Origin of the sequence: Paraburkholderia aspalathi, from assembly GCF_905220735.1 — a bacterium.
GTDB lineage: Bacteria > Pseudomonadota > Gammaproteobacteria > Burkholderiales > Burkholderiaceae > Paraburkholderia > Paraburkholderia aspalathi.
The window spans coordinates 34,453-57,009 of sequence record NZ_CAJNBA010000010.1 but is presented as its reverse complement, the minus strand read 5'-3'; the positions used below and the strand labels follow the sequence as shown (position 1 = coordinate 57,009).

Sequence of the window (22,557 nt, the reverse complement as noted above, 5' to 3'; positions counted from 1 at the left end):
CGGCGAGTTGGGGGCCGCATAAACAATCAAGGACATACGAAATGGCCGGCTCGACCTTTCAGACCAACCCCTACGATTTTTACAAGCTGTTGGAAGATTGCCATCGTGGTGTGCTGCAACTACCCGACTTTCAGCGGAGTTGGGTGTGGGATGAGGATCGCATCAAAAGTCTGATCGCGTCGATCTCGCGCGCCTTTCCCGTGGGCGCGCTGATGACGCTTGAAACTGGTGGCGAAGTGAACTTCAAGCCCCGGCCAGTGGAGGGGGCGCCAATCGAGGCGAAGAACGTTGCGCCGCATTCACTGCTGCTGGACGGGCAGCAGCGCATGACTTCTCTGTATCAGGTAACGCTTCGTGGCAAGGTCGTGGAGACAGTTACGCCGAAGAACAAGAAGGTAAAACGCTGGTTCTACATCGACATACGTAAAGCGCTGGATGACACAGTTGACCGCGAAGAGGCCATCGTCGGCGTGCCCGAGGACAGGGTGATTCGTACCGATTTCGGTCGCGAGGTAGCCCTGGACCTCTCCGCGCCCGACAAGGAATACGCTGCGTTGATGTATCCCGTATCGCAGGTTTTCGACTGGGACCGGTGGCAGGACGGCTTCGATAAGCACTGGCGTGGAGACGAGCATGAGGCAGTGCGCGAGGCATTTCGCGCCTTTAAGCGCCAAGTGCTCGAGAACTTCAAGTATTACCGCGTGCCCGTGATTTCGCTGGACCGAACCACGTCGAAGGAAGCAGTGTGTGTCGTGTTTGAGAAGGTGAACACTGGCGGCAAGCCATTGGACGCATTCGAGCTGGTGACCGCAATGTACGCGGCAGACGGTCACGAGCTTCGCAAGGATTGGTACGGCAACGACGAGCATAAGGGGCGTCACCGCCGCTTCGTGGACATCCAGCGACCGGCCGACTCCGAGGCGGGAATCATTGCTAACGTTAGCAACACCGACTTTCTTCAGGCGACCTCGCTGTTCTATACGCGGGACCGCCGCCGCGAAGCGGAGCGCGCCGGCAAAACTGGCAAAGAACTTCCTGCTGTGATCGGCAACCGTCAGGCATTGCTTAATCTACCGCTGGCAGCTTATAAGCGGTACGAAAAGCAGGTCGAGCATGGTTTCGTGCAGGCCGCGAAGTTTTTGCACATGCAGCATATCTACCGCATCTTCGACCTACCTTACCAGTCGCAGATAGTACCGCTCGCTGCAATCATCGCCGACATCGGCGATGCATGGGAGCACGAGGCGAATCGCGCCAAACTTGTGCGCTGGTATTGGAACGGTGTTTTTGGGGAACTGTACGGCTCCGCGGTGGAGTCGCGTTTTGCTCGCGATTTCATGGAGGTTCCGCGCTGGCTTCAAGGCGGCCCCGAACCCTCTACCGTAAGCGAGACTGTCTTCCGTGCCGATCGGCTGAAGACTATGCGCATGCGCTTGTCCGCTGCCTACAAAGGCGTGAACGCTCTGCTGATGAAGGAAGGGGCGGAGGATTTTCGCTCCGGGCAGAAGTTTGACCACACGGTGTTCTTTGGAGAAAACGTCGATATTCATCACATCTTTCCCCAAGATTGGTGCAAGAAGCAAGGCATCAAGCCGGCCGTTTATGATTCCATCATCAACAAGACGCCGCTGTCTTTCCGCACCAACCGTATCATCGGGGGTGTCGCGCCTTCGGAGTATTTGGTCAAGCTGGAGAGCGGTGATAAGCATGCACCGTCGATCAATAGGGAACGGTTGGATGGCTATCTGACTTCGCACCTGATTGATCCTGCGCTCCTGCGCAACGATGCGTTCGAAGCTTTTATGGTTGACCGGCAGAAGCGTTTGCTGGCGTTGATAGAGCAGGCGACTGGCAAAACCACGTACACGGAGACGGGTGACGAGCAGGAAGAGGGTGAGGACGTCCCCATCGATGAGGGAAGCATCGAGGCGGACATGGTCATTGCCTCGTGAAGATGTCGTAGACAATCTGTCTTACTACGCAAGTAAGGATGTCCACGTCCAGCGCCGGGCGTCCATGACGATCCTCCAGCAGATGGCGGACTCCGTCGCTGGATATGGGAATCCGTGGATTTTGTTGGTATTTTTGTTGGTACTTTTATCGTATTAATAAATTAAGCAATTGATATAAAACAGTTTTTGATGTGGATTTGAGTGCTGCAGCCGCACCAGTAGTGCGAAAGCGGGTTTCTGAATAACTTCAGAAACCCGCTTTTTTTATTTGGGGCGGGGATTTCGCGGGTTGGACGAGAGGCGGAAACGGCTCATTTTTGCCAGATCTCATTCACCTTGTCGATTGTGGACATTTTAGTCTGCGAGCTGTCCGCAGGCCGCCGCAAAGGGCGGTGGCATCAGCCTTCTTCAGACGGCCGCCCTCAGATACCGCCCCGCGAACCCGACTGGGAGAGGTACTATTCGGGCGTCAGTCGGCATCACGATCAGTCACTCCGGCGGGCAACGCCCCCCGAGACGCGCGTTTTCACCGCGTCACTCCTGCAACACAGACCCCACCTTCATCATGACCAGCCCCGCAACCATCACCTGGCCCGAAGCCGACGGCCCCCGCACTGCGCGTTGGCGCTCCGAAGCCGCGGTCCCGCCGCCCAAGCGTGTCGTCGTCGCCGATGACCGCACCACCGCTGATTCCGCCTACCGTCTCGCGTGCGAAGGCACCGCGCTGCTCTGGAACGGCGACTTTCAGAACGCTCGCCAATTGCTGCAGGCGGTCACGCGCCGGCTGGAGCGCAAGCCGCGCAAGCAGGGCGAAACGCCGATCGACGCGTTCAACCTGCATCGCCAGGCGCAGTCGCAACGCGCCCGCACGCTTGGGATGATTCTGATCCCGCTCGACGCTGCGTACGCGATTCCGCTGCGTCGCGCGCCTGAAGTGCAGCAGGCCTGCATCGAAACCTACGGGCCGTCTGCCGACGAGCCCTCGGTCGTGTCGCTGCGCGAATTGCTCGGTCTGATCGGCGCGCACGAGTGGCGCAAGAAGGGCGTGGAAATTCCCGCGCTGGGTGAGCGCATCCATCCGCACTACGGCGTGTTTTCGCCGGTGCGCGGTGAATATGTGGATCTGGTCGCGCGCACGCCATTGCCGTCGTTGAACAAGGCGTTCGATATCGGCACCGGTACAGGCGTGCTGGCTGCGTTGCTCGCCAAACGCGGTGTGAAGAAAATCGTCGCGACCGATCAGGACCTGCGAGCGCTTGCTTGTGCACGCGAAAACCTCACGCGTCTTGGCTACGATCAGCAAGTCGAGATCGTGCAAGCCGATCTGTTTCCGGAAGGCCGTGCGCCGCTGGTGATCTGCAATCCGCCGTGGGTGCCGGCGCGGCCCGCTTCACCGATTGAATATGCGATCTACGATTCGGAAAGCCGCATGCTGCTCGGTTTTCTGGACGGGCTGGCGGAGCATTTGTCGCCGGGCGGGGAAGGCTGGCTGATTATGTCGGACTTTGCCGAGCATCTCGGATTGCGTACGCGTGAGTGGTTGCTTGCCGCCATTGAAAAGGCGGGGCTGACCGTGGTGGGGCGTGAGGATATTCGTCCGCGGCACCCGAAGTCGACTGATGAAACTGACGCGCTATATACAGCGCGCAAGGCTGAAGTGACGTCGCTCTGGCGTCTGAAGGCGCGCTAAACGGAGGCGCTCGAGAGGAGCGCGATGAGGTGCAGTTAAAGAACGGCGTGTCAAACCAGCACGTCGCGCGCCTTGAGATACGCTAATGCGCCGCGTCCGGCGGCCAGCCCGCTGGCGAAGCAGGCGGTGAGCAGATAACCGCCGGTCGGTGCTTCCCAGTCGAGCATTTCACCTGCGCAGAACGCGCCGGGCAGACGCTCGATCATCAAATGTTGATCGAGCGCTTCGAAGGGGATGCCGCCCGCAGTGCTGATCGCTTCCGCGATGGGCCGCGCGCGCGTGAGTCGCACCGGCAGCGCTTTGATCGCGTGCGCCAGGCCATTCGCATCGGCGAAGGCTTCCTTCGACAGAATCTCATGCAATAAAGCCAGTTTTACACCCCCAATGCCGACCCTGCCATGCAGGTGAGTCGACATGGAACGCGAGCCGCGCGGTCGCGTGACCTCGGCCACGACACGCTCCAACGTCAAGCCTGGCGCCAGGTCCAGCGCGATCGTGACGTCGCCGTCGGCGAAAATCCGCTCCCGGATGGCTGCCGACAGCGCGTAAATCAGACTCCCTTCGAGGCCGGTTTCGGTCAGAAGTATTTCACCTTGTCGATTGTGGACTTTATTGTCTACGTCGGTGATCGTGATGGCCACGGATTTCACTGGCTGACCGGCGAAACGCTCGCGCAGATAAGGACTCCAGTCCGCGTCGAAGCCGCAGTTCGCGGGCCGCAACGGCGTCACCGGCACCTCGCGTGCGCTGAGGAGCGGCACCCAGGCGGCATCCGACCCGAGCCGTGGCCAGCTTGCGCCACCGAGTGCGAACACCACGGCTTCACAGTTCACGCGTTGCTTGCCGTCGGGTGTTTCGAAGCGCAACGTGTGCGCAGCTGCGTCGCCGTCATCGCCGCCATCGTTGTCCCAACCGGTCCACTTATGGCGCATGTGAAAGCGCACGCCAGCTTCTCTCAACCGATGCAACCACGCGCGGAGCATCGGCGCCGCTTTCATATCGGTCGGAAAAACCCGCCCCGAACTGCCGACGAAGGTTTCGACGCCAAGCCCATGCAGCCAGGCTCGCAAGGCGTCGGGACCGAACAGGCCGAGTAGCGGCGCGATCTGTTCGCGGCGCGCGCCATAGCGGCCAAGAAACGGCTCGAGCGGTTCCGAGTGCGTGATGTTCATGCCGCCTTTGCCGGCCATCAGGAATTTGCGGCCAACGGATGGCATCGCGTCGTAGACGTCGACTTGTACGCCGTGCTGGGCGAGCGCCTCGGCGGCCATCAAACCGGCGGGGCCGCCGCCGATCACGGCGACGCGGGCGGAATCGAAGGAGGATGACATGCGGTCCTGCGGATGAGCGGGGGCGGCGCGTTGACCTGATCTGACGATCGGGTGGCGCGAAGGGCGCTATTTTCACACCGTCGGCAACGCAGGGCAAACGGCGCGAGGCGATCGTCCAACGAGCTGACGGACCAGCGCGAGCTGGCGGCAGAAAAAAGCTGGGTTCGGGCGTGTCGCAAGCCCCTGCGTTCGCGTTCGCGTCTTTGCTATTCACTCACGCGAACTATACTTTTCAAACACCTTCCACCGGACGCAGTCCGCTTCTTCCCCGCGTCACACTACCCACCGCTCTCATTTCGCCCGACACGGCCAATGCAGTCGCGTCAAGGCTGGCGACGTGGTCTGCGCGCCCGCTGTTTGTCTGGATGTTTCGACGTTTGATTTAGGAGATTGCCATGACTCGCAAATACATCGACTGCCGCGAGTTCCCGAGCGAAACGAAGTGCACCGTTGCCCTGTCCGCTGACAGCGAGAGCGAATTGCTCGACGCGGCCGTGCAGCATGCCGTCACGGTGCACAAACATACGGACTCGCCGGAACTGCGTTCGCAGCTCAAGACGCTCTTTCATGAAGGCACGCCGCCGGTCGAGGCGCCGCGAGGGTGATTCGTTGTCCTTTTCCTTGAGGATGAAAGCCGGCTAACCAGCACGAACGGCAGCGCGCCGTTCGCGCTGGTCGCGGCGTTGTCCTTGCGTCCTAGCCGGGATATGCCTCATCCACCTTCAATCCGGCCAGCTTGAAAATGACCCGCAGCGTTTGAGGTTTGATGTCACGACGCGAAGCGAGTGTCGTCATCACGAAGTCGAGTACTTTCGCGTACTTCAGCATCGTCAGGCACGTCTCCATGTCGACGCTGCCATCGCGCATGACCTCGGCCAGCCGCAGCATTTCGGTGGAGATGTCGCGTGCCATTTCCAGTTCGAGCTGCTGCTTTTCCGACCACGCAGGGGCGGCGGTGAGCTTCGCCATCATTTCCTGAAACTTCTGTTCGACGTTTCCGTTGGGTACCGTGTCCATCGCTGCCTCTTCTATTTTCCAGGCGCGCGTCCGTTTGAGATCGCGGCGCGCTGCTGGTTACGTAACGTTCGGCCCGTGTTCCGGGACCGTCCTCCCCACATGCATTCGGTTCGCGTGATCGAAGCCACGGCCGGCAGCCTGTTGTTATGCGCGGCACGGCTTACGCCATCGGATGAGCCGGCCCGCAAGATGCTTTCAAGCCACGTCGGAATACGTCCCGCATATTGCGTTTCGAGCAGGAAGTGTTCCAGGTTTATGGCATTTCTCGCATGGTCGACGCGGCTCCTTAGGTGAGCGGCCTGCGCTTTGGGTAAACTGGCAGCAACTTTTCCTTTTTTCCGTCATCTGTCGCACGTTCGCGTTGCAATCGATGGCGGTCCCCCACGATGTCCAGCAAAACCCACGAAATCCGTCCGAACCAGTCCGTCGAGTTGCTGAAGGAGCTTCATATCCTCACGCGCGACGGCAAGATGAACCAGGACAGCCGCCGCAAGCTGAAGCAGGTCTACCACCTGTTCCAGTTCATCGAGCCGCTGCTGAAAGACCTCAAGGAGCAGCAGGGCGCGGTGACGCTCGTCGACCATGGCGCGGGCAAGTCATACCTAGGTTTTATCCTGTATGACCTTTTCTTCAAGGAGTTTCAGGATGCCGCTGGTGGGGCATCGCACATTTACGGCATCGAAACGCGCGAAGATCTCGTGACGAAATCCGAGGAACTGGCCGAACGGCTGGGCTTCAAGGGGATGTCGTTTCTGAATTTGTCGGTGGCGGAGTCGATTACGTCAGACCGATTGCCGGCGCAGATCGATATCGTGACGGCGTTGCATGCGTGCAATACGGCGACTGACGACGCGCTTCGGTTTGCGCTGGAAAAGCGTGCGAAGTACATCGTGGTGGTGCCGTGTTGCCAGGCCGAGGTGGCGGGGGTTTTACGGCAGAACAAGGGTAAATCGCTGGGAAATGCGTTGACCGAGATCTGGCGGCATCCGTTGCATACCCGGGAATTTGGCAGCCAGATTACCAATGTGCTGCGCTGCCTGCAGCTTGAAGCGCATGGATATCAGGTGAGTGTGACCGAGCTGGTCGGGTGGGAACATTCCATGAAGAATGAACTGATTATTGCCCAGTTCAAGGACCTGCCGAGACGGCGGCCAACCGAGCGGCTGAATGAAGTGATGGAGACGCTCGGGATCGAGGAGTTGAAGGAACGGTTCTTTGTCTCGGCCTGATCCGTCCTGCGGCGGTGGCTTTTTCATGGCCACCGCGCTAATTACTTTTTCATCAATTCATTCCAGCCTTTAAGACCAATTCGCCGAAGCGTTTCCTGATTCCGCTCATAAATTGCTTCTGCATCAGGAAAAGCCTGAACTGCCCGTTCAATACTCTCTTCACGAAGCAGATGCAAAATCGGGTAGGGCGCGCGATTCGTATAGTTCTCGATATCGTCGGGTCCGCTGTCTTCAAACTGATAATGCGGGTGAAAGCTGGCGATCTGAATAATGCCTTCCAGCCGAAGTTGTTTAATCATTCTCTCGGCAAAAAACAGGCAATCGTTATAGTCGAGAAAATCGCTGAGCGCGCCCGGTATAACCAGAAGCGTGGTATCCACAGTGTCAGGATTCGCCGCGACGAGCGCCTGAGTCTCGGTTTCGAGATCGGCTAACACCCCTTCCATATCCACGGCGTCGCTCACGGCGTAGCGAATCTGCCCTTTCACATGTACGGCTTTGGCAAAGGGGCACAAATTGAGCCCGATCACGGCCTCCGTCAGCCAATGACGGGTGGCGGCGATAACGGCATCATGAGATTCGGCGGGCGACGACATGGCAAGCAGCGAAAGAGGAAAGTGCCATTCTAACGGTGCGCAACGGCACCGATCCGCACCCGGCCTCAACAGGACAGCCCAAACCTCAACCCGCTTGCGTCCCGCTACATGCCGCGGCGATCAACTGCGCCGCTACCTTCGGTGCGGCAAGAATCGGTCCGCAGCCCGGTCCGTAGGTCTGGCTGGCCGCGTACACGCCTTCGATCATCAAACCGAGACCGTTAGCCAACGCCACCGGATCGTCGGCGCCTGCCGCGGTTGTTAGTTCCAGAAGCCGCGCCATCAACCGTTCCTTGTTGTGAAACACGAATTGTCGCGCCGGATGCGTTGTGTCGGAAAACTCCACGGCCACATTCACGAAAGGACAGCCGCGGTAATCGTCGACCGATGCACGCACCGCCAAGTCGTCGAAATACTGCTGAAGTTGCCTAGCCGGTTCGTCTGGATGCTTGGCAAAGCTTTTTTCCACGTAGCCGAAAAACTGCTCGTCCTTGCGCTCCAGATACGCCATCACCAATTCGTCCTTCGACGAGAACTGGCGGTACAAGCTCATCTTGTTCACACCCGCTCGCTCGACCACCGCGTCGACGCCGACCGTCCGCACACCCTCGCGATAGAACAGTTCGTCTGCGGCGCGCAGCAGATGCTGCTGCGCCTCCGGGCCGGCTGTCTGCGCGCCGCGTGCTCGCCGTGCGGCGGTTGGCTTGAGGGTTTCACTATCGGACATGGGTACCACCTGAATTGAATTGATGCCTTGACATGTTACCGACCAGTAACTAACATCGCAACACCATTGTGACAGATCTGTCACAAGTCCTTTACCGAAGTCGTAACAATGCGAGCGGCGCGGCCTGCGGGACAGGCGTCGATTGGAGAATTAATGAACTGGGCAGCGAGACTGATTGGCGGACGTTTCCACTACGGCTGGTTGACCGTGGCAGTGGTGTTTCTGGTGCTGCTGGCGGCGGCCGGCACGCGCGCCACGCCGAGCGTGATGATGGTGCCGCTGGAGCATCAATTCGGCTGGAGCCGTGCGACGATTTCGCTCGCCATCTCCGTGAACATCGCGCTCTACGGCCTGATGGGGCCGTTCGCGGCCGCGGCGATGCAGCGCTTTGGCGTGCGTCCTACTTTGCTGATCGCACTCGGGACGATGGCGGCGGGGGTGGCGTTGTCGTCGCTGATGACGCATCCGTGGCAGATGATTCTGATCTGGGGCGTGATGGTCGGCGGCTCGACCGGGGTGGCGGCGCTGTCATTGTCTGCGACGGTGGTGACGCGCTGGTTCACTACCCATCGCGGTCTCGTGATGGGGATTCTCACGGCCAGTTCAGCGACTGGCCAACTCGTGTTCCTGCCGATGCTCGCGGCCATCGCCGAGCATTACGGCTGGCGTCAGGTGGTGTGGGTCGTCGCGGGCGCGGCGGCGGTTGTCTTGCCGCTGGTTGCGTTCCTGTTGCCGGAGCGGCCCGCGGATATGAAGCTGCGCCCGTTCGGCGAACCGGCCGACTCGCCGATTTCCAATTCCGTGACCAAGCAGAATCCATTGGCCATCGCCTTCGGCACGCTCGCGATGGCGAGCAAGACGCGTGATTTCTGGCTGCTGTTCTTCAGCTTTTTCATTTGTGGCGCGAGTACCAACGGTTACGTCGGCACGCACCTGATCGCAATGTGCGGCGACTACGGCATGAGCGAAGTGCAGGGCGCTTCGCTGCTCGCCGCCATGGGCATCTTCGATTTGTTCGGCACGACGCTATCGGGCTGGCTGTCGGACCGCTTCAATAGCCGCGTGCTGCTGTTCTGGTATTACGGTCTGCGCGGTTTGTCGCTGATGTATCTGCCGCACGCCTTCGGCATTGACTTCTTTGGGTTGCCGTTGTTTGCAGTGTTCTACGGACTAGACTGGATCGCCACCGTGCCGCCCACCGTGCGTCTCGCAACCGATGTGTACGGCAAGGAAGCGGCGCCAGTCGTGTTCGGCTGGGTTGTCGCCGGCCACCAGCTCGGCGCGGCCTTTGCGGCGCTCGGCGCCGGCATGCTGCGCGCGAGCCTCGGCACGTACACGGTGGCATCGATGATTTCTGGCGGACTGTGCCTGGTTGCCGCCGTGATCGTGTTGCGGATCAACCGGCCGGCCAAGGTGCCGGAGCCGCAAGCGGCGTAAAGCTGCGGCCCTGCGCTTGGTGAACAAGGCGCACTTGAGCAAACGGCCTCATACGAGGCCGTTTGCCATTGCAGCTGAGCTGAAAACTAAGTGTGTACTTGTTGGAGCGCGAGTGGCTCAGCCCGGTTATGCTATGAAGCCCCGGGCAGCCGCCCGTCGTTCATGAATTTCGACCGAGAGAAGCGCATGACCAACAAACCCGCCCCTACCGCAGTTGCCATTCACGAGCTGATTGCAGGTCGCTGGAGCCCGCGCGCCTATTCGAGCGACCCGGTGAGCCGCGAGGATCTGCATTCGGTGCTCGAAGCGGCACGCTGGGCGCCGTCTTCGTATAACGCGCAACCGTGGCGTTTCCTCGTATTCGACCGTAGCGTCGATGAAGTCTCGTTCAAGCAGGCTTTCGCTACGCTGGTGCCGTTCAACCAGGGCTGGAATGCGCCGGCGCCGGTGCTGATCGCTGTGACCACGCACACGCTCACCAACAAGGGCGAAGTGAACCGCTGTGCGCCGTACGATGCGGGTGCCGCGGCAATGGCGCTGGTGCTGCAGGCGCATGCGCTCGGCCTCGCCGCGCATCAGATGAGCGGCTTCGATCCAAACGCGTTCCGCACGGCGTTCAAGCTGCCGACCGACGTCGACGTGATCGCGATCATTTCGCTCGGCCACTACGGTGATGTCGATAAACTCGATCCGGTGCTGCGTGAGCGTGAGAAGTCGGTGCGTCAGCGCTTGCCGCTTGCTGAAATCGCTTATGGCGGCGGGTGGAAGAAGGCGTTCTGAGTCCCTTGCGGCTTTGGTGGCGACAAAAACGCGTGGCGCTGACCGCGCGTTTTTTATTTTGCATTGTTCGTGAGGCTTTAAGGCGCGTGGCTCATTCCTCGCCGTCCGCGACGCTCGAAAGCGGCGTGGCGACATTCTCGAGCGACTTGCGCTCTGCATCCACGCCCCATATCGCGGCAATCACCGCGGCGGCGAGCATCAACCCCGAGCCGACCAGATAGCCCACAAACACTTCGCTGCGCTGATGCGTATCGATCAGCCGACCGAAAAACGCCGGCCCGATGATGCCGCCCAGCGCCGTGCCGAATGCGTAGAACACCGCGATCGCCAAGGCGCGGATTTCCAGCGGAAATGATTCACTGACGGTCAGATACGCCGAACTCGCCGCCGCTGAAGCGAAGAAGAAAACGACCATCCACGCGATCGTCTGCGTCACGACGGTGAGCATGTGCTGCTCGAACAGATAGCCGCTCAGCGTCAGCAGGATGCCGGACAGCGCGTAAGTCGTGGCGATCATCTTGCGTCGCCCGATGACGTCGAAGAGCCGGCCGAGCACCAGCGGCCCAAGAAAGTTGCCGAGCGCGAACGGCAACAGATACCAGCCGATATGGTCGCCCGGCACTTGATAGAACTCGGTCAGCACCAGCGCATAGGTGAAAAAGATCGCGTTGTAGAAGAACGCCTGCGCGGTCATCAACGACAAGCCGACCAGCGCGCGCCGTCGGTGCGCGTTGAACAGCGTGTGAAACACCTCGCGCAGCGGCGTATGTGCGCGTGCCCGCAGTCTTAGCCGCGTGAGGTCGTCGTCGGCGAGTGCATGGCCTTCGCTGCGAAAGCGCGTCTCGATACCGTCGACGATCGAACGCGCGTCACGTTCGCCGCCATGCGTCAGCAGCCAGCGCGGACTTTCTGGCACCCAGATGCGCATCGGCAGAATTCCCAACGCCAGCACCGCACCGATGAAGAAACAGGCGCGCCAGCCCCAGTCGCCCGGCAGCAGATTCGGATCGAGCAGGACCAGCGATCCCGCCGCGCCGAGCCCCGCGCCCACCCAGAAGGTGCCGTTGATGCCGAGATCGGTCCAGCCGCGCACCCGCGCGGGCGTGAATTCCTGGATTGTCGAATTGATCGCCGTATATTCACCGCCGATGCCTGCGCCGGTGAGAAAGCGAAACAGCAGAAAACTGGCGAGATTCCACGAAAAAGCAGTCGCCGCGGTAGCGGCCAGATACAGCGCGAGCGTGATGAAAAACAACTTGCGGCGCCCGAGCCGGTCAGTCAGCCAGCCGAAGCCGAGCGCGCCGAGCACAGCGCCGGCAATGTAAGCGCTGCCGGCGAGGCCCACATCGGCGTTGGTAAAGCGCAACGATGGGCTAGACTTCAGCGCACTTGCAACGGCGCCTGCGAGCGTCACTTCGAGACCGTCGAGCAGCCACGTCACGCCCAGCGCGACGACGATCAGCGAGTGAAAGCGTCCCCACGGCAAACGGTCGAGCCGCGAGGGCAGATCGGTTTCAATGACGGCGGCGTTTTTCTCATGGACAGCGGCGGTGGGCGGCGCGCTCATTGCTACAAGTCTCCTGATTATCGAAATTTGGCGGCGTATCCTGTCGAATTCAGCAATTTTTGTTCCGTCGAGCGGACCTTGGTCGATATTGCGGGCATCCCGGAAAGCGTCAGTTGATGCTGATTGGGCTTTCGTGATACAAAGCCGCTCCCCTTTCTGTCCGCGCCAGCCGTGAGCGGCGATTCCTGCCATGAACTATTGCGCGATTGACTTCGGTACTTCCAATTCGGCCGTGGCCGTCCCAGACGGCGCTGCGCTTAGGCTTGCGCTCGTCGAGGGCGCCTATACGACGCTGCCGACCTCCGTCTTTTTCAACACCGACGAGAACACCCGCGAATTCGGGCGCGCGGCGTTGGCGGCGTACATCGACGGTTTCGACGGCCGTTTGATGCGTTCGATGAAAAGTATTCTCGGCTCGCCGCTCGCCGAGAATTCGACCGATCTCGGCGACGGTTCGGCGATCAAGTACACGGACATCATCGCGATTTTCGTCGACCATCTAAAGCGCTCGGCTGAGAAGAGCACTGGCGGCCCGATCAGCCGCGCTGTGCTGGGCCGCCCGGTGTTCTTCGTCGACGACGATCCTCGCGCGGACCAGATGGCGCAGCAGCAACTCGAAGCGGCGGCGCGTTCAGTCGGTTTGCGGGAGATTCACTTTCAGTATGAGCCGATCGCGGCTGCGTTCGACTACGAATCGCATCTGACGGAAGAGGGGCTCGTGCTGGTGGCCGACATCGGCGGCGGTACATCGGACTTTTCGCTGGTGCGCGTGGGGCCGGAGCGGGTGAAGCGCGTGGAACGTAAAGACGATGTGCTGGCCCATCACGGTGTGCACGTTGCGGGCACGGATTTCGACCGACGTGTCGAACTGGTGACGATTCTGCGCGAGCTGGGCTATCAGACGCTCGACCCAGAAGGCCGTGAGATTCCGAACCGCATCTATTTCGATCTGGCTACCTGGCACCTGATCAACACGGTCTACGCCCCGAAGCGTGTCAGCGAACTCGCGCTCATGCGGCATCTGTTCCTCCAGACCAAACATCACGACCGCCTGATGCGCGTAGTGGACCGCCGCCTGGGGCACGCGTTGGCGGCTCACGCGGAAGAAGCGAAGATCGGCGTGGCGGCGGGTGGCGAGACCGTGATCGACCTCGACGAGGTAGAAGACGACCTGCGCCTCGCATTTGACGAAGCGCAGCTCATCAAGGCCGGTCAGGACGAGACGCAGCGCATCGTGCAGGCGGCGCGCGATACGGTGCAGGCGGCCGGTGTGACTCCGCGCGACGTCAACGCGATTTACTTCACGGGTGGCTCGACCGGATTGGCGTTTCTATCGGGCGCATTGGCCGCGGCATTTCCGGATGCCAAAGCGGTATTCGGCGACCGTCTCGCCAGCGTCGCGACAGGTCTCGGTATTCACGCACGGCGTTTGTTCGGATAACCGAATTGATCAAACTCATACTACGAAGATAATCACCGAATGTAGTTACGAGTAGTTACGACGAATATAAAAAAACCCCGCCAAGGCGGGGTTTTTTTGCGTCCAGAAGGAAGCGTGCTTGCTTACACCGGCTTGATGTTAGCGGCTTGCTTGCCCTTCGGGCCCGTCTTCACTTCAAACGTAACCTTTTGGTTTTCTTGCAGCGTCTTGAAGCCTTCCGTACGGATTTCCGAGAAATGCGCGAACAGATCTTCGCCGCCGCCGTCCGGCGTGATGAAGCCAAAGCCCTTTGCGTCATTGAACCACTTGACGGTACCGGTTTCCATATTACTTGTTCCTAAAGATGGTAAATAAGGCCGAAGCCCAATGGGTGCGCATGAAAATCAAGGAAGGGGGTAATGGGACCAACCGGAGTACCGTTGATGGGCGAACTACGAAAGACCAATTCACTCGCCGCTTGAAATCCTGCCCGAACGTTATACGGCGATTTCGGGCGAAGGTCAACACTCTTGTCCCAACTTTACAAGTTTTTGATGGATTGGCGTAGAAATTGCTTACAAAGCTTGCTATTCATCTGAGAATTTTGCTAGGGACAACCCTTAGTTTCGCCGCAACGGCGGGGTGCAACCGTTAAACTACGCGCCGCGCGTCGGTTGCACCTGTTTGGGGATCGCCGCGCACGCATGCGCGTCACCCCGTCCGCAACGCCATAAGCGATGTGACGCGGTGCCGACATGGTTCTGACGCAATCTGCATGGGACCGGCGCCAGTGCTTTGCATGCGGCCAGAGTAAGCGTTAAAGCGCTAACTCCGGCCGACAGCTAAAGCGCTAACTCTGGTCGACACAGGAGAAGATGTGAAAAGTTCTATACAACGGAACATCGGACCGGTCGCGCTACTGCTGACCGGCTTGGGTTCGATCATCGGGTCGGGCTGGTTGTTCGGCGCGTGGAAGGCTGCAAAAATTGCCGGGCCGGCGGCCATTTGTGCATGGGTCATCGGCGCGGTGGTGATCCTCGCGATTGCCTTGACCTACGCAGAACTCGGCGCGATGTTCCCGGAGTCCGGCGGCATGGTGCGTTACGCCCGCTATTCGCACGGCGCATTGGTTGGGTTCATCAGTGCGTGGGCCAACTGGATCGCCATTGTCTCGGTGATTCCAATCGAGGCTGAAGCATCCATTCAATATATGAGTACCTGGCCGTATCCATGGGCGCATGCGCTATTCGTGGATGGGTCATTAACGACTAATGGGCTATTGCTGTCCGCGGCCCTCGTGATCATTTACTTCCTGCTGAATTACTGGGGCGTGAAGCTGTTCGCGCGCGCCAATTCGGCGATCACGGTCTTCAAGTTCCTGATTCCGGGCGCGACGATCGCTGGTCTGATGCTGTCGGGCTTCCACAAGGAAAACTTCGGCGAAGTGAGCACCTTTGCGCCGTACGGCTGGTCGGCTGTGCTGACCGCAGTGTCGACGAGCGGCATCGTGTTCGCCTTCAACGGCTTCCAGAGCCCGATCAACCTCGCGGGTGAAGCGCGCAATCCGGCGAGGAGCGTGCCATTCGCGGTGATCGGCTCGATCCTGCTGGCGCTGGTGATCTACGTGTTGCTGCAGATCGCGTACATCGGCGCGGTGAACCCGGCCGATGTGATGAAGGGCTGGAGCCACTTCAACTTCGCTTCGCCGTTTGCCGAACTGGCCATCGCGCTGAACCTGAACTGGCTGGCTATCCTGCTGTACGTCGACGCGTTCGTCAGCCCGAGCGGTACCGGCACGACTTACATGGCGACCACCACCCGCATGATCTACGCGATGGAGCGCAACAACACGATGCCGAAGATGTTCGGCAACGTGCACCCGTTCTACGGCGTGCCGCGTCAGGCGATGTGGTTCAACCTGCTGGTGTCGTTCATTTTCCTGTTCTTCTTCCGCGGCTGGAGCTCGTTGGCGGCGGTGATCTCGGTTGCGACCGTGATCTCGTACCTGACGGGCCCGATCAGCCTGATGGCGCTGCGCCGCGCGGCAACGGATCTGGAGCGCCCGCTGCACATTCCGGGCATGAAATTCATTGCGCCGTTCGCTTTCGTTTGCGCGTCGCTGATCCTGTACTGGGCGAAGTGGCCGCTGACCGGCGAAATCATTCTTCTGATGGTTGTCGCGTTGCCGGTCTACTTCTATTTTCAGGCGAAATCGGGTTTTGGCGGCTGGGGGCGTGACCTGAAGGCCGCGTGGTGGCTCGTGGCCTACCTGCCGGTGATGGCGATTCTGTCGTTGATTGGTAGCAAGGAATTTGGCGGCCACGGGCTGCTACCGTACGGCTGGGACATGCTGGTGGTAGCTGTGTTCTCGCTGGTGTTCTACTACTGGGGCGTGCATAGCGGCTACCGTTCGGAATACCTCGAAGAACGTCAGACGCACGACGAAGTGCTCGAGGGCATGGGCGCACACTAAGTTGCTGCGCTGAGCCCTTTCGCCGGATCGCCGGACCGCCGGATTGTCATGATCCGGCACAGTACAAAAAAGCCCGCCTGAGTTGCTCAGGCGGGCTTTTTTGTTGGCGGCGCTTTGGCCTTGGTTTGGCGTTGCGCTGACGTCGAATCAGGCGGTGCCGAACACGTAATTCGTCATGGCGAGCGAGCGCTGGTAGGTTCCGAGCGACTGAATCGCCAGCGAATAATCGTCGTCCGCCGCACCCAGCGCCGCGAACACGGGCAGCAGGTGCTCGTCGGTTGGATGCATCAGCACCGCGTGCGGCGCTTGGCGGCGGTAGTCGAGCAACGCGTCGATGTCGTGCGCGGCAAGCTTTGCCTCGAACCAGTCGGTGAATTCGGCCACACGCGGATCGGCATCGCCCGGGCGCGCGGAAAAATCCGCAGCGCGCAGGTTGTGCGTGATCTGGCCCGAGCCGATCACCATTACGCCGTCATCTTTCAGCGAGCGCAACGCCCGACCTACCCGGAAGTGATGGGCGGCATCCATGTGCGGCTGGATCGACAGTTGCGCGACCGGGATGTCGGCTTCCGTGAACATCAGCAGCATCGGTACCCACGCGCCGTGATCGAGCCCGTGCGGCTGGGCGTCGGTGAGGATGCCGTGTTCGCCGAGCAGCACTGCGGCACGGCGCGCCACATCGGGCGCGCCGGGAGCCGGGTACTGAATTTCATACAACTGACGCGGGAAGCCGTAGAAATCGTGGATGGTCTCGGGCGCCGTGGACGTGCTCACCACCGGTTGCGCCGTGCCCCAATGGGCCGACAGCATCAGCACGCTCTCAGGGCGCGGCAATTGCGCCGACAGCGCGCCGAATTCGGCGGACGGCAGGGAAGGGTCGATCGGCAGCGTAGGTGCGCCGTGGGAGAGGTAGAGCGACGGTAAGCGATTCATGGCAGCAACGCCGCCGCGGGAACGCGGCGCGGAAGTAGGGTTGCTATCAATATAGGTCCGTACCGGCGTTTTATAAACGGGCGAAAACGGAATTGATTGTGTCGCCGGTGTTGTTAATGGTGTTTGTGCGCCTGTGGCGCGCCGCGTCCTTCGAATTATTCCTGCGTGCCGCGCAAACCTTGCCACGCCGGCGACATGGCCGGTCCCAACGCGAATAGGTCCAACACGCGCGCCACCGTGTGATCGACCATTTCGTCGATCGTCGTCGGTTGGTTATAGAAAGCGGGCAAGGGCGGAAAGATCACGCCGCCCATTTCCGTGACGGCCGTCATATTGCGCAGATGCGCGAGGTTTAACGGCGTTTCCCGCACGAGCAGCACGAGCCGGCGGCGTTCTTTGAGCGTGACATCGGCGGCGCGGGTGATCAGGTTGTCGGATAAACCGTGTGCGACGCTTGCCAGCGTCTTCATGGAGCACGGCGCGACCACCATGCCATCGGTCGCAAACGAGCCGGACGCGATACTCGCGCCGACGTCGCGCACCGAATGGACGACATCTGCGAGCGGATGCACGTCTTCTTTGCTTAACTGGAGTTCGTGCTGGATATTGAGCCACCCAGCGCTCGAAATCAGCAGATGGCTCTCGACGCCGCCCAGCCTGCGCAACGTCTCGAGCAACCGGATGCCGTAGATGGCACCGGTCGCGCCGGTAATCGCGACGATTAGCCGGCGTGGCGCCGCAGCACGTGTTTCCATGGCTCGCGGCGCCTTATCGGAGGGCAACGAAGGTTCGGACAGCGGCTGCTTAGGCCGCGGCGAACAGTTGCTGCAGTTCGCCCGATTCGTACATTTCCATCATGATGTCCGAGCCGCCTACGAATTCGCCCTTCACGTAGAGCTGCGGAATGGTCGGCCAGTTCGAGAACTGCTTGATGCCCTGGCGGACTTCGTCGTCTTCGAGCACGTTGACGGTTTTGATTTCGCCGACGCCGCATGCCTTCAGGATCTGGATGGCGCGGCCGGAAAAGCCGCACATCGGGAACTGGGCGGTGCCCTTCATGAAGAGCACGACGTTGTTTTCGTCGACGATTTGCTTGATGCGTTGTTGCGTATCCATGACTGACCTTGCGGTTCCGTTATGTGTAGGGAATAGGCTGAAATGATAGCGGATTTCGGTAAGACCGGCCGAGGACCGCTTTGCCACCTCGGCGATTACGGCCATCCGTCGACGTTAGCCGGGCCAGCGTCCGCCGCTGATTCGCTCGATGCCGGCGAGATCCTGCTCCGAGTGGACGTCTGCAAAACCTTGTGCGGTCAGCAGCGCGCGCACGGCTTCCGCCTGATCGTAGCCATGTTCGAGCCACAATACGCCGTTGGCGGCCAAACGTGTGGGCGCACCCGCGACAATCGTGCGGATCGCGCTGAGGCCGTCGGCTTCATCGGTGAGCGCGCCGCGTGGTTCGAAGCGCAGATCGCCTTCCGACAGATGCGGATCGCCGTTCGCGATATACGGCGGATTGCTGGCGATCACGTCAAAGCGCAATGCAGCGTCGAGCGAGTTGTACCAGTCGCTTTGCTGCAGGCCCACGGCGCCGCCGGGGCGTTTGGCATCCAGCAGACGCGTGGCGTTACGTGTGGCCACCGCCAGTGCTTCGGCGGAACGGTCCAGCGCCCAGACCTGCGCGTCGGGCCGCATCGACGCAATGGCCACGGCGATTGCGCCAGTGCCGGTGCCCAGATCGAGTACGCGCGGCCGCGAGATGTTTTCCATCGCCGCCAACGCCGTTTCGACCAGCAATTCGGTTTCGGGACGTGGGATCAGCACGTCCGGTGTCACCTCGAAATCAAGCCCGAAAAATTCACGCGTGCCGACCAGTTGCGCCACCGGCTCACCGGCGACACGCCGAGCTTCCAGAGCCCGGTATAGTTCGACTACCGGGTCGTCGAGCACATCATCGCTGCGCGTAATCAACTGCGTATGCCGCCAGCCGAGCACGTGCGTGAGCAGAATCCGCGCTTCGAGTGACGGCAGTGGCGAGGCGCGTAACAACGCGGCGGGCGTGACCGGGTCCATTCGCGCTTAGTCCGCGTCGCCCAGCGATGCCAGCAACTCGGCCTGATGCTCGCTGACGAGTGCCGCGATCAACTCGTCGAGATCGCCATCCATGATCGCGTCGAGGCGGTACAGCGTCAGATTGATCCGGTGATCCGTCAGACGCCCTTGCGGAAAGTTATAGGTGCGAATGCGCTCCGAGCGATCGCCTGAACCGATCAGGCTCTTGCGAGTTGCGGCTTCCTTTTGCTGCTGCTCATGCGACTGCTTGTCCTTGATGCGCGCGGCCAACACCTTCAGCGCACGATCCTTGTTCTTGTGCTGCGACCGGTCGTCCTGACATTCGACGACGATGCCGGTCGGCAAGTGCGTCACGCGCACGGCCGAATCCGTCTTATTGATGTGCTGCCCGCCCGCGCCGGACGCGCGGAACGTGTCGATGCGCAGATCGGCCGGATTGATTTCGACTTCGCCGATTTCGTCCGCTTCCGGCATCACCGCGACCGTGCACGCCGAAGTGTGGATGCGGCCCTGCGTTTCGGTTGCCGGCACACGTTGCACGCGATGGCCGCCCGACTCGAACTTGAGCTTGGAATAGGCCGCTTCGCCGGCGATCCGCACGATCACTTCCTTGTAGCCGCCGAGGTCCGATTCGCTCGCCGACATCATCTCGACCTGCCAGCGATTGCGCTCAGCAAAGCGCAAGTACATGCGCAGCAAATCGCCCGCGAACAGCGCCGATTCGTCGCCGCCGGTACCGGCACGGATTTCGAGGAAGATGTTGCGATCGTCGTTCGGGTCTTTCGGCAGCAGCATTTTCTGCAATTCCGCGCCGAGTTTTTCCATCCGCTCGCGCGCCGCGCGAATTTCTTCTTCCGCAAAGTCGCGCATCGACGCGTCCGCCAGCAGTTCCTGTGCGGTCGCCGCGTCGTTCATCGCCAGGCGCCACAGCGCGTAATGCTCCACAACCGGCCCGAGCTCGGCGTGTTCACGCGTGAGCTTGCGGTATTGGTCGAGATTCGAGGTGATGTCCTCGCGGCTCAACAGGTCGTTCAGTTCGGCCAGCCGGGTAGTGAGCTGGTCGAGCTTGCGTTGCATGCTCGTTTTCATCGGACGGGTATCGGAGCGGACTCCGGCAAAGACGACGACTAGGGGAGTGGGCAGATGCCCTGGTCAGAAGCATGTCGCGGGCCACTCAGTGTGGCGCGGACGGTGCGGCGGTGGCTGCGCCGCTAACGCTCCGTAGAACCGGAGTGTTTGTAGAAACCGCTCATCAATTCGATAAGCGTGTCACGGTTCTCGCTGCTCGCGCGATTGAGCGCGTGCGTGGGGCCGTGGATCAGTTTGTTGGTGAGCGATTGCGACAACGCTTCGAGCACCGCTGCCGGGTCCTCGCCGCGTGCGAGCATTTTCTGCGCGCGTTCGACTTCGGCGCGACGCAGCACGTCGGCCTGTGTATGCATGTGGCGGATCACCGGCACGATGCTGCGTGCGTCGAGCCACTGCATGAAGTTCTGCACACGCGTTTCGATGATCGCTTCGGCCTGCGCGACCGCGGCTTGCCGCGACGCATTGCCTTCGCGCACGATCGCGCCGAGATCGTCGACGGTGTACAGGAAAACGTCTTCAAGCTTGCCGACTTCGGGTTCGATATCGCGCGGCACGGCCAGATCGACCATGAAAATCGGCCGGTGACGGCGTGCTTTCACGGCCCGCTCGACGGCGCCCAGACCGATGATCGGCAGGGTGGACGCGGTGCACGACACGATGATGTCGAACTCATGCATGCGGGTGGGCAGTTCCGAGAGCGGAATGGCCCGGCCGTTGAAGCGCTCAGCGAGGCGGCTGCCGCGCTCGGCCGTGCGATTGGCGACGACGAGCTCGCGTGGTTGCTGCGCCGCGAAGTGCGTAGCGCACAACTCGATCATTTCGCCCGCGCCGATGAACAGCACGCGCTGGTTTGAAATCTTGTCGAAAATCCGCTGTGCGAGCCGCACGGCGGCTGCCGCCATGGAAACCGACTGCGCGCCGATTTCGGTCGTGCTGCGCACTTCCTTCGCCACGGCGAAGGTGCGCTGGAACAACTGGTTCAGATAGGTGCCGAGCGCGCCGGCCTCGGACGCTGTACGTACCGCGTCCTTCATTTGTCCGACGATTTGCGTCTCGCCCAACACCATCGAATCGAGTCCCGAGGCGACGCGGAACGCGTGGCGCACGGCTTCCGACTGCGGCAGCGCGTAGACATGCGGTGCGAGTTCGTCGACGGGCAGGTTGTGGTACTTCGAGAACCACTGGATCGCGGCTTCACGCGCGGCCTGGTCGTCGGTCGCGCAGTAGAGTTCGGTACGGTTACAGGTGGACAGAATCGCCGCTTCCGGCGCCGTGCGGGCGGTGCGGCCGAGCCAGACGCTCTTGAAGGTGTCCAGTGCAGGCTTGATCTGTTCGAGCGGAAACGCCACGCGTTCGCGCAAGGCGACAGGCGCAGTGTGGTGATTGATTCCGATCGTTAGAAGCTGCATATGGGGAGCTATGGTTTAGCTCAATATTATAGCGTTTCCACGATTCTTACATTGTGGATGCGTCACCCGGCCGCCACAATGGCGTCAGGCGGGATGGCGTCGAGCTGGTAGCCATAGCCGTAAAGCGGCGTCAGGCAGTACCCGTGCTCTGGCCGCAACTGCAACTTGGTCCGCACGCGTGATGCATGGGTGTCTACGGTGCGCGACTGTACGTCGCGGCGGCGCGTCCAGACCGTTTCGAGAATATGCGCGCGCGACACCGGGCGAGACAGATTGGAAAACAGCAGCAGCGCAAAGCGGAACTCCTTCGGTGTCAGGGCGACCGTCTGATTACGGAAGGTGACGGCGAACTGCGCTGCGTCGAACGCATAGCCACCGATCGTGTCGCGCCGCCGGTTCGGCGGCCGCCGCAGGGCCGCGCGCCGCAGCAGCGCGTCCACTCGGGCCAGCATTTCCGGGCCGCGGACCGGTTTGGTCAGGCAGTCGTCGGCGCCGGCATGGAGCGCTGCGACAATCTGGCTCTCGCGTGGCTCCGACAGCAGCACGATCACCGGCAAGTTCGGCAGGATCGAGCGGGCGCGCGGAATCAGGTCTTCGGCGCAATGGTCGCCGGCCCAGTTTTCAGTGATGAGAAGATCGAAGAATTCGTCGGCGGCGCGGACCAGAAACGGTGTGCTCGCTGTGAAGTGCTGGCACGCATGGCCGCCGGCAAAGATCAGCCGGCCGACCAGAGTGGCGTGCCGTAAGTCCGGCTCGATAAGGGCGATTCGCATGGCGCGCTTTCAGCTTGGCAATTACCCGGACTAGGTTTCTCCGTAAGGCTTACAGCTTGCC

General features: G+C 61.0%; 21 protein-coding genes. 8 read left to right on the top strand and 13 right to left on the bottom strand.

All coding sequences use genetic code 11. The annotated features are described in order from the left end of the window. The first annotated feature begins 41 nt into the window (after positions 1-41). Both KHO30_RS34300 and KHO30_RS34295 read left to right on the top strand, forming a co-directional pair. Entirely contained in the window at positions 42-1,952 is a 1,911-nt protein-coding gene (locus tag KHO30_RS34300; RefSeq protein WP_211703544.1) for a GmrSD restriction endonuclease domain-containing protein, read from the top strand. A 565-nt stretch (positions 1,953-2,517) separates the two neighbouring features. Further along, positions 2,518-3,642 carry a methyltransferase gene (locus KHO30_RS34295; protein WP_211703543.1) on the top strand — a complete coding sequence of 375 codons (1,125 nt, stop codon included), beginning with the start codon at positions 2,518-2,520 and terminating at the stop codon, positions 3,640-3,642. Between the two features lie 50 nt (positions 3,643-3,692). On the opposite strand, the gene KHO30_RS34290 is transcribed toward KHO30_RS34295, so the two are convergent. Then, on the bottom strand, positions 3,693-4,973 hold the full coding sequence (locus tag KHO30_RS34290; RefSeq protein ID WP_211703542.1) for a TIGR03862 family flavoprotein: 1,281 nt from the start codon (positions 4,971-4,973) through the stop codon (positions 3,693-3,695). A 395-nt stretch (positions 4,974-5,368) separates the two neighbouring features. Here KHO30_RS34290 and KHO30_RS34285 point away from each other — a divergent pair, with 395 nt between their 5' ends. Continuing rightward, the gene (locus KHO30_RS34285; RefSeq protein WP_093643476.1) at positions 5,369-5,578 is read left to right on the top strand and encodes a DUF1059 domain-containing protein; all 210 of its coding nucleotides are present in this window, start codon (positions 5,369-5,371) and stop codon (positions 5,576-5,578) included. A gap of 91 nt (positions 5,579-5,669) precedes the next feature. Here the strand turns inward: KHO30_RS34285 and KHO30_RS34280 are convergent, their stop codons facing one another. Then, a complete protein-coding gene (locus KHO30_RS34280) occupies positions 5,670-5,990 on the bottom strand; it encodes a type II toxin-antitoxin system HicA family toxin (RefSeq protein ID WP_093643478.1) in 321 nt (106 codons plus the stop codon). A gap of 386 nt (positions 5,991-6,376) precedes the next feature. Between KHO30_RS34280 and KHO30_RS34275 the strand changes: the two genes are divergently transcribed. Further along, positions 6,377-7,219 (top strand): class I SAM-dependent methyltransferase, encoded by an 843-nt coding sequence (locus tag KHO30_RS34275; protein WP_211703541.1) that lies wholly within the window; start codon positions 6,377-6,379, stop codon positions 7,217-7,219. A 41-nt stretch (positions 7,220-7,260) separates the two neighbouring features. On the opposite strand, the gene KHO30_RS34270 is transcribed toward KHO30_RS34275, so the two are convergent. Together KHO30_RS34270 and KHO30_RS34265 are read right to left on the bottom strand one after the other, a co-directional pair. Then, positions 7,261-7,815 (bottom strand): DUF1415 domain-containing protein, encoded by a 555-nt coding sequence (locus KHO30_RS34270; RefSeq protein WP_200650955.1) that lies wholly within the window; start codon positions 7,813-7,815, stop codon positions 7,261-7,263. Between the two features lie 85 nt (positions 7,816-7,900). Beyond that, the gene (locus KHO30_RS34265) at positions 7,901-8,542 is read right to left on the bottom strand and encodes a TetR/AcrR family transcriptional regulator (protein WP_200650956.1); all 642 of its coding nucleotides are present in this window, start codon (positions 8,540-8,542) and stop codon (positions 7,901-7,903) included. A 153-nt stretch (positions 8,543-8,695) separates the two neighbouring features. Between KHO30_RS34265 and KHO30_RS34260 the strand changes: the two genes are divergently transcribed. Together KHO30_RS34260 and KHO30_RS34255 are read left to right on the top strand one after the other, a co-directional pair. Then, positions 8,696-9,979 carry an MFS transporter gene (locus KHO30_RS34260; RefSeq protein ID WP_093643487.1) on the top strand — a complete coding sequence of 428 codons (1,284 nt, stop codon included), beginning with the start codon at positions 8,696-8,698 and terminating at the stop codon, positions 9,977-9,979. 186 nt (positions 9,980-10,165) lie between these two features. Next, positions 10,166-10,759: a nitroreductase family protein gene (locus KHO30_RS34255; RefSeq protein WP_211703540.1), complete on the top strand. Its 594-nt coding sequence runs from the start codon at positions 10,166-10,168 to the stop codon at positions 10,757-10,759. A 91-nt stretch (positions 10,760-10,850) separates the two neighbouring features. Here KHO30_RS34255 and KHO30_RS34250 read toward each other — a convergent pair whose 3' ends face one another. After that, on the bottom strand, positions 10,851-12,326 hold the full coding sequence (locus KHO30_RS34250; protein ID WP_211703539.1) for an MFS transporter: 1,476 nt from the start codon (positions 12,324-12,326) through the stop codon (positions 10,851-10,853). A 190-nt stretch (positions 12,327-12,516) separates the two neighbouring features. Between KHO30_RS34250 and KHO30_RS34245 the strand changes: the two genes are divergently transcribed. Then, on the top strand, positions 12,517-13,767 hold the full coding sequence (locus KHO30_RS34245; protein WP_211703538.1) for an Hsp70 family protein: 1,251 nt from the start codon (positions 12,517-12,519) through the stop codon (positions 13,765-13,767). Positions 13,768-13,889: 122 nt separating this feature from the next. Here the strand turns inward: KHO30_RS34245 and KHO30_RS34240 are convergent, their stop codons facing one another. Then, entirely contained in the window at positions 13,890-14,093 is a 204-nt protein-coding gene (locus KHO30_RS34240) for a cold-shock protein (RefSeq protein ID WP_007180251.1), read from the bottom strand. A gap of 530 nt (positions 14,094-14,623) precedes the next feature. On the opposite strand from KHO30_RS34240, the gene KHO30_RS34235 reads away from it, so the two are divergent. Next, on the top strand, positions 14,624-16,219 hold the full coding sequence (locus tag KHO30_RS34235) for an APC family permease (RefSeq protein WP_211703537.1): 1,596 nt from the start codon (positions 14,624-14,626) through the stop codon (positions 16,217-16,219). 147 nt (positions 16,220-16,366) lie between these two features. Here the strand turns inward: KHO30_RS34235 and KHO30_RS34230 are convergent, their stop codons facing one another. The 7 genes from KHO30_RS34230 to KHO30_RS34200 form a co-directional block, all read right to left on the bottom strand. Continuing rightward, on the bottom strand, positions 16,367-17,152 hold the full coding sequence (locus tag KHO30_RS34230; protein WP_211703536.1) for a DODA-type extradiol aromatic ring-opening family dioxygenase: 786 nt from the start codon (positions 17,150-17,152) through the stop codon (positions 16,367-16,369). A 155-nt stretch (positions 17,153-17,307) separates the two neighbouring features. Continuing rightward, positions 17,308-17,907, bottom strand: coding sequence for a UbiX family flavin prenyltransferase (locus KHO30_RS34225; RefSeq protein ID WP_093643499.1), 600 nt, complete (start codon positions 17,905-17,907; stop codon positions 17,308-17,310). A 49-nt stretch (positions 17,908-17,956) separates the two neighbouring features. Beyond that, the gene (gene grxD / locus KHO30_RS34220) at positions 17,957-18,268 is read right to left on the bottom strand and encodes a Grx4 family monothiol glutaredoxin (protein WP_012434475.1); all 312 of its coding nucleotides are present in this window, start codon (positions 18,266-18,268) and stop codon (positions 17,957-17,959) included. A 114-nt stretch (positions 18,269-18,382) separates the two neighbouring features. After that, a complete protein-coding gene (prmC, locus tag KHO30_RS34215) occupies positions 18,383-19,225 on the bottom strand; it encodes a peptide chain release factor N(5)-glutamine methyltransferase (RefSeq protein ID WP_211703535.1) in 843 nt (280 codons plus the stop codon). 6 nt (positions 19,226-19,231) lie between these two features. Continuing rightward, positions 19,232-20,314, bottom strand: a complete 1,083-nt coding sequence (gene prfA / locus KHO30_RS34210) for a peptide chain release factor 1 (protein WP_093643504.1) — start codon at positions 20,312-20,314, stop codon at positions 19,232-19,234. Positions 20,315-20,436: 122 nt separating this feature from the next. Then, entirely contained in the window at positions 20,437-21,723 is a 1,287-nt protein-coding gene (gene hemA / locus KHO30_RS34205; RefSeq protein WP_093643506.1) for a glutamyl-tRNA reductase, read from the bottom strand. Between the two features lie 62 nt (positions 21,724-21,785). Beyond that, complete coding sequence (locus KHO30_RS34200) at positions 21,786-22,496, bottom strand: response regulator transcription factor (protein ID WP_093643508.1); 711 nt, start codon at positions 22,494-22,496, stop codon at positions 21,786-21,788. Positions 22,497-22,557 lie beyond the last annotated feature (61 nt).